The sequence below is a fragment of the Methylorubrum zatmanii genome (assembly GCF_014845115.1).
Taxonomy (GTDB): domain Bacteria; phylum Pseudomonadota; class Alphaproteobacteria; order Rhizobiales; family Beijerinckiaceae; genus Methylobacterium; species Methylobacterium zatmanii.
In genome coordinates this window covers 1-9,815 of sequence record NZ_NKUI01000144.1, presented here as the reverse complement: position 1 = coordinate 9,815, position 9,815 = coordinate 1, and the positions used below count along the sequence as shown (strand labels likewise).

Below are 9,815 nucleotides of genomic sequence, written 5' to 3'. Positions count from 1 at the left end.
CCCCTCCCCCGGCGCTTGGTCGGCTGCGCCCCACGCAGCGCACCCGTGCCGACTGACGCCCTCGACGATCCAAGCTATGTCGGCTCGGCCTATGGCCTCGGCAAGCCGAGCTATTACGGCTTCCGCCCCGGCCTCGGCCACGACGACCCGTTCGGCCGTCCCCTGCGCTACTGCCCTTGAGGAAGATCCGCTGGCATCCGGCAGCCGGGACGCTTACCTCTGCGGCGCGTCCACCAGCCGAGCCGCCTCCCATGTCCGACACGGTCCTTCGCTTCGACACTCTTGAGGCCCTGCGCGCGCGGGTCGATGCGTGGCGGATGGGCGGTGACCGGATCGTGCTGGTGCCGACCATGGGGGCGCTGCATCAGGGCCATCTCGCCCTCGTCGCTCATGCCAAGGCGATCGGCCGGCGGGCGGTGGTGAGCATCTTCGTGAACCCGACGCAGTTCGGCCCGAACGAGGATTTTTCGCGCTATCCGCGGGACACGGAGGCCGACCTTGCCCTGCTCGCTGAAGCCGGCGCCGACGCGGCGTGGCTTCCTTCCGTCGAGACCATGTACCCGACCGGGTTCTCGACGCGCATCGAGCCGGGCCCGGCGGCGGAGGGCCTGTGCGGCACATTCCGGCCCGGTCACTTCTCCGGTGTCGCCACGGTGGTGACCAAGCTGATCAACCAGGTTCGGCCCGATATCGCGCTGTTCGGTGAGAAGGATTTCCAGCAATTGCAGGTGATTCGCTCGGTCGTGCGCGATCTCGACATGGCGGTGGCCATCGAGGGCGTGCCGACGCTGCGCGAGGCGGACGGCCTCGCCCTCTCCTCACGCAATCGCTACCTCGACCCGCGCGAGCGCGAAATCGCGCCGCGGCTGCACGCGGTGCTCGCCGACATTGCCGAGCGCCTCGCCCGCGGCGGCGACGCGGCCCCGCTCGTGGCGCAGGGCATTGCGACCCTGGAGGCGGCAGGCTTCGGCCCGGTGCAATATCTGGATGTGCGCGATGCGCAGACCCTCGCCCCGGTGGCGAGGGCCGAGCGAGAGGCGCGGGTGCTGGTCGCGGCCTATCTCGGCAACACCCGGCTTATCGACAACGTGGCGGTGGTGCCGGCGGGTCGCACGGCAGTCTCCTCATCGAAGCAGTGACGCTTTTTATGCCTCGACTAAAATGCCCATCATCAGACAGGATTTTGTAGACATCTGACTGGTAATCGGACTGTGCGTTATGAAAGTGAATGCGCGACATGACCGATTATCTGAGAGAAGACTTGGATTCATGGACAGCCAAAATAGCAATTGGTATTATTTCTACATACTCTATTTTATTAGGATTCATCTTATATAAATTAACCAAGCCTCTTGTCGATTTGTATGGGAGCTTATTTGTTGCAAGTTTTATCTATACGATCATGATAATACTACTCATAATGCTCATGAGACATAAACGCAAAGAAAGTTACACCAAAAAGTTAAAAACCGGCGCCGATGTGGCGTGGAATATATGGAGCTTCTCAGCGATTATTATAGCATCTTTGAGCACAATTGATAAAACTATTATAGATGCCCTTACAAGACACTCCCCGTATATCTTTGCCCTTGTATTTGGCGTCATTCTGCCAGCTGCAGCTCTAAAAATAGCAGTGTCCACTGTCGAGCATTTTAATTGGGACAGACCCGCGCCCAATAAGCAGACATGACATCAGGGTCGGCACTTTGGCCGACTTCTCCTTTGATGAACGACGAGCCGGCGCTCCCTGCTCCGGCTTCGCCAAACATACTTCATCAATCTTGCACCTGCCACCTCCCGTCATGCGAAGCGGCCGGTGCGAGGATTGTCAGGCCGCCCGCAGCGGTCCGGTCCGCTGGTGGAAATCCGGTCCGTTGCCGGTCTTCGCCACGAAGCCCGCCCGGATCACGAAGTCACCGAAATGCTCGCCCGGCTTCCGGTCCTTGGCATAGGCGGCGAAGAGCGGCTCCAGGGTGTCCTTGATCTCGCTGGCCAGGACGTCCTCGCGGTAGAGCTTGCTCAACCGCGAGCCGTCGAAGGCGGCGCCGAGATAGAGGTGGTAGCGCTCGGGGCCGCGTCCGACGAGGCCGATCTCGGCGATGAAGGGCCGGGCGCAGCCATTGGGGCAGCCGGTGGAGCGGATCGTGATCTCCTCGTCCTGCAAGCCGTGGCGGGCGAGGCTTTCTTCCAGCTCGGTGAGGAGGTCGGGCAGGTAGCGCTCGCTCTCGGCAAGCGCGAGGCCGCAGGTCGGCAGGGCAACGCAGGCCAGGGAGCTGCGGCGCAGGGCCGAGGCCCCCTTGGTCAAGCCGTACTCGTCGACCAAAGCCTCGATCTGATCGCGCTTCCCGGCAGGGACGTTGGCGATGATGACGTTCTGGTTTCCGGTCAGCCGGAAATCGCCCTCGTGCACCTCGGCGATGCGGCGCAGGCCCGACAGGAATTGCGGCCCGCCCTCGATGTCCTTGATCCGGCCCGAGGGCACATACAGCGTCAGGTGGTGGCGCCCGTCCTCGCCCTCGACCCAGCCGTAGCGGTCACCGTTGCCGTCGAAGGTGAAGGGCTTCGGCTCAGCCAGCGTCTTGCCGATCCGCTTCTCGACCTCGGCCCGGAAGGCGTCGAGGCCGAAGCGCTCGATCGTGTATTTGAGGCGGGCATTCTTGCGGTTCTTGCGGTTGCCCCAGTCGCGCTGGACCGTCATCACCGCTTCCGCGACCTTGAGGGCATCCTCCGGCTTGCAGAAGCCCATCACATCGGCGGTGCGGGGGAAGGTGTCGGTCTCGCCATGGGTCATGCCCATGCCGCCACCGACCGTGACGTTCCACCCCGTCACCTTGTTCTTCTTGTCGAGGATGGCGATGAAGCCGAGATCGTGGGCGAAGATGTCGACCTCGTTGGAGGGCGGCACCGCCACCACGGTCTTGAACTTCCGCGGCAGGTAGGTCTTGCCATAGACGGGCTCGACCTCCGCCTCGTCCTCGCCGCCGACCACGCGCTCGCCATCGAGCCAGATCTCGCGCCACGCGCCGGTCTTCGGCAGCAGGGTGTCGGAGATGTCCTTGGCGAGCTGGAGCGCGATTTTGTGCGCCCCGGCCTGGGCCGGGTTGGTCGCGGCCATGACGTTGCGATTCACGTCGCCGCAGGCGGCGATGGTGTCGAGCAGCGCCGAGTCGATCGCCGCCATGGTGCGCTTGAGGTTCGACTTGATCACGCCGTGATACTGGAAGGTCTGGCGCGTCGTCGCCCGCAGGGCATTGCCGGCATAGGTCGTGGCGATGTTGTCGAGAATCAGCCACTGCTTCGGCGTCACCACGCCGCCCGCGATGCGCAGGCGGATCATGAAGCTGTAGGCCTTTTCCAGCTTCTTCTTGGTGCGCTCCGCCCGGATGTCCCGGTCGTCCTGCATGTACATGCCGTGGAACTTGACGAGCTGGCCGTCATCCTCGGAGATCGCGCCGGTGGCGTGCTTGAGGAGTCCATCGGCGAGCCCGCCGCGCAGGTAGCGGCTCGCGATCTTCAGGTGCTCGTTATGGGCGAGGCCGGCGGCCTTCGCGGCCTCCGCATCCGTGATCGGAGGCTCGGTCGGGGGCGCTTCGTAGCGGTGCGCGCCGATGCCGGGCGTGTCCACGGCGGGACCGTCAGGGGTGTCGATCGGCTTGTGGTCGTCCATGGCGGTGATCTCTGCGATGTCTGAGTTCGGCCGCTCATTCCCACCAACCACCTCACCCTGAGGTGTCGGAGTGAAGCGGAGGCCTCGAAGGAGGCCTCCGGATCTCGCGGCGATCTCTGGAGCCCTCTCGAAGCCCGCTGTCGCGGGCTCCTCGGGTTGAGGTCCAAGCTGAGGAAGAAGCGCGTCCTTCCTCGGTCAACGTCCTGTCTCATACCAGATCGTTCGATCCCTTCGGGATGGCGGATCTGGGCGACGCTCAAGCGCCGCGCGGGCTTGATGATACGGCTCCCGCTTCAATCAAGCGGGAACCGAATCAGTAAACATCCTGCTGGTAGCGCTTGGCCCGCTCCAGCCCGGCGACATGCGCCTCGGCATCGGCGGCGCTGAGGCCCTTCACGCTCTCGAAGGCCCGCACCACGGCGGCGCGCACATCCTTGGCCATGTTCTTGGCATCGCCGCAGACGTAGAAATGGGCGCCGCCGTCGAGCCATGCCACCAGTTCGGCCGCGTTCTGGTCGATCCGGTCCTGCACGTAGATCTTTTCCGGCTGGTCGCGGGAGAAGGCCACGTCGATCTTGGCCAGCGAGCCGTCCTCCAGCGCGTCCTGCCATTCGAGCTGGTACAGGAAGTCGTGGGTGAAGTGGCGGTCGCCGAAGAACAGCCAGGAGCGGCCGGGCGCCTCGATGGCGCGGCGCTCCTGCACGAAGGCGCGGAACGGGGCGACGCCGGTGCCGGGGCCGACCATGATGACGTCGGTCGTAGGGTCGGAGGGCAGGCGGAAATGCTTGTTCGGCTTCACCCGCACCCGCAGCTTGGCGCCATTCTTGATCCGGTCGGCGACATGGACCGAGGCGACGCCGGAGCGGGCGCGCCCATGGGTCTCGTAGCGCACGGCGGCGATGGTGAGATGCACCTCGTCGCCCACCTCCTTGCGCGAGGAGGCGATGGAATAGGCCCGCGGCGGCAGCGGCCGGGTCACGGTGTTGAGATGCTCGGCGGTGAGTTCGCCGGGGAAGCGCTCGATCAGGTCGATCAGATGCCGGCCCTCGATCCAGGCCTTGACCTCGCCGCTCTCCACGAAAGCGGCTGCCTCGGCATGGCCCGTGGCCTTGGCGAAACGTTCGACCGTGCTGGCCGAGAGCGTGGTGATGTCGCGCTCGGACAGCAGCGCCTTGCGCAGGACTTCGTCGCCCGAGAGCCCCGTGGCGCGCAGGATCTCGTCCACGAGCTGCGGGTCGTTCTCCGGGAAGATCTCCAGCGAATCGCCCGGTTCGTAGGCCGGCGCCCCGTCCTCGAATGCGAGGGCGAGGTGGATGGTCTCCTTGTCGGAGCGGGACGAGTTGAGGTTCACGTGGTCGATCACCTCGACCACCACCGGCTCGCGGCTGACCTCGCCGTCCTCATCCTCGGCGCCGGCGCGGAAATCGACCGCCACCACATTGTCCGCCGGGACCTCGGCCGGGGCCAATGCCTTCAGCGTCCCCTTGATCCAATCGGCGGCGGGCTTCTCGAAATCGAGGTCGAGGTCGGCGCGGGGAGCGGCCCGCTTGGCCCCCAAAGCCTCGAACCGGGCATCGAGGGCTTTGCCGATGGCGCAGAACTCCGCGTAGCTGGTGTCGCCGAGGGCGAGCACGGCGAATTCGACCCCCTCGAGACGGGGCGCCGCATCGGCCATCAACTCGCCGTAGGCCCGCACGGCACGGGCCGGCGGCTCGCCCTCGCCCCAGGTGGCGGCGATGGCGACGAGCTTGCCGGCCTTCGGCAGCGTCGCGAGATCGAGATCGGCGAAGTCCACCACCTTCGGCTTGAAGCCCTGCTTGCGCGCGAGCTTGCTCACGTCACCGGCGAGCTTCTCGGAATTGCCCGACTCGGACGCGAACAGGATCGTCAGCGGCTCGGCCGCCTTCGGAAGCGCGGCCGGGGCGGCGGCGGCCGCTGCGGGCTGGCCTGCGGCGGCGTCGAGCCCGGCGAGGAAGCCCGTCAGCCACGCGCGCTGGATCGGCGTCGCCGCGCCGAGCGCCGCGTCGAGATGAGCCCGTTCCTGATCTCCGAAAGGAGCCGTGCGGGGAAGAAGTGCTTGCCTGGACATTGTGGGTGCCATGTCGTCCGGCGGGGCGCCGCTGTCAACGGAGAAATGTCCGTTTTAAAGAACGCCCGCTGGAGAGAAGAGATTGTTCGCTGCTGCGATGCAAAATGAAAGATTATTCCCCTACCACAGCAAGACGCGGTTCGGAACGGCCCCGTGGCGGCGGAGCCGGCAGGGGCAGCGCGGTCGTCGACTTCACCTTCTCCATGGCGAAGCGCGAGGTCACGTTCTTGAGCGGAAGAGTCGCGATGAGGTTCTTGTAGAAGGTATCGTAGGCCGCCATGTCGGCGACGACCACGCGCAGCATGTAATCGACGTCGCCGGCCATGCGGTAGAATTCCAGCACCTCCGGCATCGCAGCGATGCGGTCGGCGAATCGCTCCAGCCAATCCTTCGAATGGTCGGCGGTCTCGATGGAGACGAAGACGGTGAGCCCGAGCCCGAGCTTCACCGGATCGAGCACGGCGACGCGCCGGTCGATCACGCCATCCGCCTCAAGGCGCTGAATCCGCTTCCAGCACGGCGTCTGCGACAGCCCGACCTGCTCGCCGATGGCGGCGATGGAGAGCGTGGCGTCCTTCTGCAGGAGTGCGAGGATCTTCAGGTCGATCGAGTCCAAGGGTGGCCTCTCCGAAAGTGATGGCGAGGATCCTCTCGCGGCCGAGCCCGAGCCCCGGGACACCGGCACACTCAGAGGCTCGTTCGAGAAGAATTTTTTCTAAGCAGGCAACGATCCGCCGTGGGGAGCCGTTGCCGGCCCATTCGCGCCGCAGCGGAGGATTGCATCCGCGACAGCTCCGACGCCTTGACAGCGTTCGTTATAGCGAACATTTCAGAACTCCGACAAGCACGCAATCCGATTTTACGCACATGACCGCTGCTCTCGTCCGGGCGGCCGAGGACCTCGCCACCGACATGGCGCGGCTGGATCTCAGGGGGCGCATCCGCCTCGTCGAGGACCGTATCCCCGGCCGGCTCGTCTTCACCACCAGCCTCGGCATCGAGGATCAGGCGCTCACGCACGCGCTCGCCCTGAACAAGGGCCGCACGGAGATCGTGACCCTCGATACCGGCCGGCTCTTCCCCGAGACCTACGACGTCTGGGTCGAGACCGAGGCCGCCTACGGCATCCGCATCCGCGCCTACGCGCCGGAGCGGCAGGCCGAGGAGGCGTTCGTCGCGGCCGAGGGCATCAACGGCTTTCGCCACTCGATCACGGCGCGGCAGCAATGCTGCGGCTTCCGCAAGGTCGAGCCCCTCGGCCGGGCCCTCGACGGCGCGGCGGCGTGGTTCACCGGCCTGCGCGCCGGCCAGTCGGCGAATCGGGCCGATACCCCGCTCGCCGAGGCCGACGAGGGCCGCGGCCTGATCAAGGTCAACCCCCTCGCCGACTGGACGCGGGCGGATGTCGACCGGTTCGTGCGCGACAACTTCATTCCCTACAACGCGCTGCACGACCGGGGCTTCCCCTCGATCGGCTGCGCCCCGTGCACCCGCGCCGTGAAGATCGGCGAGGACGAGCGCGCCGGCCGCTGGTGGTGGGAGCAGGAATCCAAGAAGGAATGCGGCCTGCACCTGCACAGGCCCGAGGGGGATGTGGTCCCCGGCCAGGAGGCTGCAGCCTTCGAGGAGTCGGCGAGCGCCGCGACCTCACGCGAAGACAGAAGGGAACTGGTTTGATGAGCGCCGTCGCCGCGCCCGCGCGCACCCGCCTCACGCATCTGCAGCGGCTCGAAGCCGAGAGCATCCACATCTTCCGGGAGACGGTCGCCGAGACCGAGAACCCGGTGATGCTCTACTCGATCGGCAAGGATTCCTCCGTCCTGCTGCATCTCGCCCTGAAGGCCTTCGCGCCCGGGCGCCTGCCGTTCCCCTTGATGCACATCGACACCACCTGGAAGTTCCGGGAGATGATCGCCTTCCGCGACCGGCGCGCGAAGGAACTCGGCCTCGAACTGATCGTGCACACCAATCAGGACGGGCTCGCCAAGGGCATCGGCCCGGTCAGTCACGGTTCGGAGGTGCATACCGACGTGATGAAGACGCAGGCCCTGCGTCAGGCCCTCGACAAGTACAAGTTCGACGCGGCCTTCGGCGGCGCCCGCCGCGACGAGGAGGCGAGCCGCGCCAAGGAGCGCATCGTGTCCTTGCGCAACGCGCAGCACCGCTGGGATCCGAAGCGCCAGCGCGCCGAGCCGTGGCACCTCTACAATTTCAAGAAGCGGCGCGGCGAGAGCTTCCGCGTGTTCCCGCTCTCGAACTGGACCGAGCTGGATATCTGGCTCTATATCGAGCAGGAAAACATTCCAATCGTTCCGCTCTACTTCGCCGCCGAGCGGCCGGTGGTGGAGCGCGAGGGTCAGCTCATCATGGTCGATGACGAGCGGCTGCCGCTGGAGCCGGGCGAGTCGCCCCAGCTCCGCCAGGTCCGCTTCCGCACGCTCGGCTGCTACCCGCTGACCGGCGCGGTCGAGAGCCCGGCCACGACCCTGCCGGAAATCATCGGCGAGACCCTCGCCGCCCGCACCTCGGAGCGCCAGGGCCGGGTAATCGACAAGGACGGCGCCGGCGCCATGGAGCGCAAGAAGCAGGAGGGCTATTTCTGATGACCATCCATCAGTCCCCCGAGGCCTTCGGCTACGAGGCCTTCCTGCACACGCACCAGAACAAGGAGGTGCTGCGCTTCATCACCTGCGGTTCGGTGGATGACGGCAAGTCGACCCTGATCGGGCGCCTCCTGCACGACACCAAGCAGATCTTCGACGATCAGGTGACGGCGTTGCAGCGCGATTCGCGCAAGCACGGCACGCAAGGGGGCGAGGTCGATCTCGCCCTGCTCGTCGATGGCCTCCAGGCCGAGCGCGAGCAGGGCATCACCATCGACGTCGCCTATCGCTTCTTCTCGACCGAGCGGCGCTCCTTCATCGTCGCCGACACACCCGGCCACGAGCAGTACACCCGCAACATGGCTACCGGCGCCTCGACCGCCGACGTCGCCGTCATCCTGGTCGATGCCCGCCACGGCCTGACCCGCCAGACCCGGCGCCACGCGCTCCTCGTCTCGCTGCTCGGCATCCACCGGGTGGCGCTCGCCATCAACAAGATGGATCTGGTCGGCTGGTCGCAGGACAAGTTCGACGCCATCCTCTCCGGCTTCCAGGCCTTCGCCGCGCCGCTGAATTTTTCCGAGGTGCGGGCGATCCCGCTCTCGGCCAAGAACGGCGACAACGTCGTGCTGCCGGGCACCGCCGCCACGTGGTACGAGGGCGGGCCGCTGCTGCGCTATCTCGAAGAGGTGCCGGTGAAGTCGGAGGAGCGCGCCGCCGCCTTCCGCCTGCCGGTGCAGTGGGTGAACCGTCCGAACTCCGATTTCCGCGGGTTTTCGGGGCTGATCGCCTCGGGTTCGGTCGCTCCGGGCGACGCCGTGACCGTGGCGCCCTCGGGCAAGACCTCGACCGTCGCGCGCATCTTCACCGCCGACGGCGATCTGGAGCGGGCGAGCGAGGGTCAGTCGGTCACGCTGGTGCTCGCCGACGAGATCGACGCGTCGCGCGGCGCGGTGATCGCGACCTCCGACGCGCCGCTGACGCTGACCGACAGCCTCGACGTCCGCCTGTTCTGGGCCGCCGAGACCGAACTCGCCCCCGGCGCCAGCCTCTGGGCCAAGGTCGGCACGCAGACCGTCAACGCCGTGGTGAAGGCGGTGCACCGCCGGATCGACCCGGAGACCGGGCAGGCCGGCCCGGCCGAGACCCTCGCGGTCAACGATATCGGCGACGTGACGCTGACCCTCGACCGTCAGATCGCCGTCGATGCCTACGCCGAGAATCGCGACACCGGCAGCCTGATCCTGATCGATCGCGAGACCACGGACACGGCCGCGCTCGGCCTCGTGCAGACGGTCGCCGCCTCGGCCAAGGCGTCCGCTCCGGCTCCGGCCGCACCGGACGCAGCGCCGCAGGAGGCCGCCCGCAGCGGTGGCCTGCTCGCCGGGATCAAGCGGCTGTTCGGCGGCTGATACGGACTCCTCCCTCTCCCGCCACGGGAGAGGGAGGAGTCCGT

8 protein-coding genes and 1 pseudogene are annotated in these 9,815 nt (G+C 66.5%); 6 read left to right on the top strand and 3 right to left on the bottom strand.

Translation table 11 applies throughout. The features are described 5' to 3' along the window. The 3 genes and pseudogenes from MZTS_RS17480 to MZTS_RS17470 form a co-directional block, all read left to right on the top strand. Positions 1 to 180, top strand: a pseudogene (locus tag MZTS_RS17480) (hypothetical protein); the annotation flags it as partial. 71 nt (positions 181 to 251) lie between these two features. Beyond that, entirely contained in the window at positions 252 to 1,139 is an 888-nt protein-coding gene (gene panC, locus MZTS_RS17475) for a pantoate--beta-alanine ligase (RefSeq protein WP_192284802.1), read from the top strand. Positions 1,140 to 1,237: 98 nt separating this feature from the next. Continuing rightward, on the top strand, positions 1,238 to 1,690 hold the full coding sequence (locus MZTS_RS17470) for a hypothetical protein (RefSeq protein ID WP_192284801.1): 453 nt from the start codon (positions 1,238 to 1,240) through the stop codon (positions 1,688 to 1,690). Positions 1,691 to 1,828: 138 nt separating this feature from the next. On the opposite strand, the gene MZTS_RS17465 is transcribed toward MZTS_RS17470, so the two are convergent. The 3 genes from MZTS_RS17465 to MZTS_RS17455 all read right to left on the bottom strand — a co-directional run bounded on the left by MZTS_RS17465 (position 1,829) and on the right by MZTS_RS17455 (position 6,372). After that, positions 1,829 to 3,667 carry an NADPH-dependent assimilatory sulfite reductase hemoprotein subunit gene (locus MZTS_RS17465; protein WP_192284800.1) on the bottom strand — a complete coding sequence of 613 codons (1,839 nt, stop codon included), beginning with the start codon at positions 3,665 to 3,667 and terminating at the stop codon, positions 1,829 to 1,831. Positions 3,668 to 3,980: 313 nt separating this feature from the next. After that, positions 3,981 to 5,756 (bottom strand): diflavin oxidoreductase, encoded by a 1,776-nt coding sequence (locus tag MZTS_RS17460; protein WP_192284799.1) that lies wholly within the window; start codon positions 5,754 to 5,756, stop codon positions 3,981 to 3,983. A 112-nt stretch (positions 5,757 to 5,868) separates the two neighbouring features. After that, positions 5,869 to 6,372: an Lrp/AsnC family transcriptional regulator gene (locus MZTS_RS17455; RefSeq protein ID WP_192284798.1), complete on the bottom strand. Its 504-nt coding sequence runs from the start codon at positions 6,370 to 6,372 to the stop codon at positions 5,869 to 5,871. Between the two features lie 251 nt (positions 6,373 to 6,623). Here MZTS_RS17455 and MZTS_RS17450 point away from each other — a divergent pair, with 251 nt between their 5' ends. From MZTS_RS17450 to cysN, 3 genes are read left to right on the top strand one after another with little or no spacing between them, the layout of a single operon-like run. Then, positions 6,624 to 7,433: a phosphoadenylyl-sulfate reductase gene (locus MZTS_RS17450; RefSeq protein ID WP_192284797.1), complete on the top strand. Its 810-nt coding sequence runs from the start codon at positions 6,624 to 6,626 to the stop codon at positions 7,431 to 7,433. Beyond that, positions 7,433 to 8,359 carry a sulfate adenylyltransferase subunit CysD gene (gene cysD / locus MZTS_RS17445; protein ID WP_192284796.1) on the top strand — a complete coding sequence of 309 codons (927 nt, stop codon included), beginning with the start codon at positions 7,433 to 7,435 and terminating at the stop codon, positions 8,357 to 8,359. Before MZTS_RS17450 ends, cysD begins: the two co-directional genes overlap by 1 nt. After that, positions 8,359 to 9,771 (top strand): sulfate adenylyltransferase subunit CysN, encoded by a 1,413-nt coding sequence (gene cysN, locus MZTS_RS17440; protein WP_192284795.1) that lies wholly within the window; start codon positions 8,359 to 8,361, stop codon positions 9,769 to 9,771. Before cysD ends, cysN begins: the two co-directional genes overlap by 1 nt. Positions 9,772 to 9,815 lie beyond the last annotated feature (44 nt).

Coding starts and splice junctions, on each gene's coding strand:
- panC (WP_192284802.1), top strand. CDS start 252: ATGTCCGACACGGTCCTTCGCTTCGACACTCTTGAGGCCCTGCGCGCG.
- MZTS_RS17470 (WP_192284801.1), top strand. CDS start 1,238: ATGACCGATTATCTGAGAGAAGACTTGGATTCATGGACAGCCAAAATA.
- MZTS_RS17465 (WP_192284800.1), bottom strand. CDS start 3,667: ATGGACGACCACAAGCCGATCGACACCCCTGACGGTCCCGCCGTGGAC.
- MZTS_RS17460 (WP_192284799.1), bottom strand. CDS start 5,756: ATGTCCAGGCAAGCACTTCTTCCCCGCACGGCTCCTTTCGGAGATCAG.
- MZTS_RS17450 (WP_192284797.1), top strand. CDS start 6,624: ATGACCGCTGCTCTCGTCCGGGCGGCCGAGGACCTCGCCACCGACATG.
- cysD (WP_192284796.1), top strand. CDS start 7,433: ATGAGCGCCGTCGCCGCGCCCGCGCGCACCCGCCTCACGCATCTGCAG.
- cysN (WP_192284795.1), top strand. CDS start 8,359: ATGACCATCCATCAGTCCCCCGAGGCCTTCGGCTACGAGGCCTTCCTG.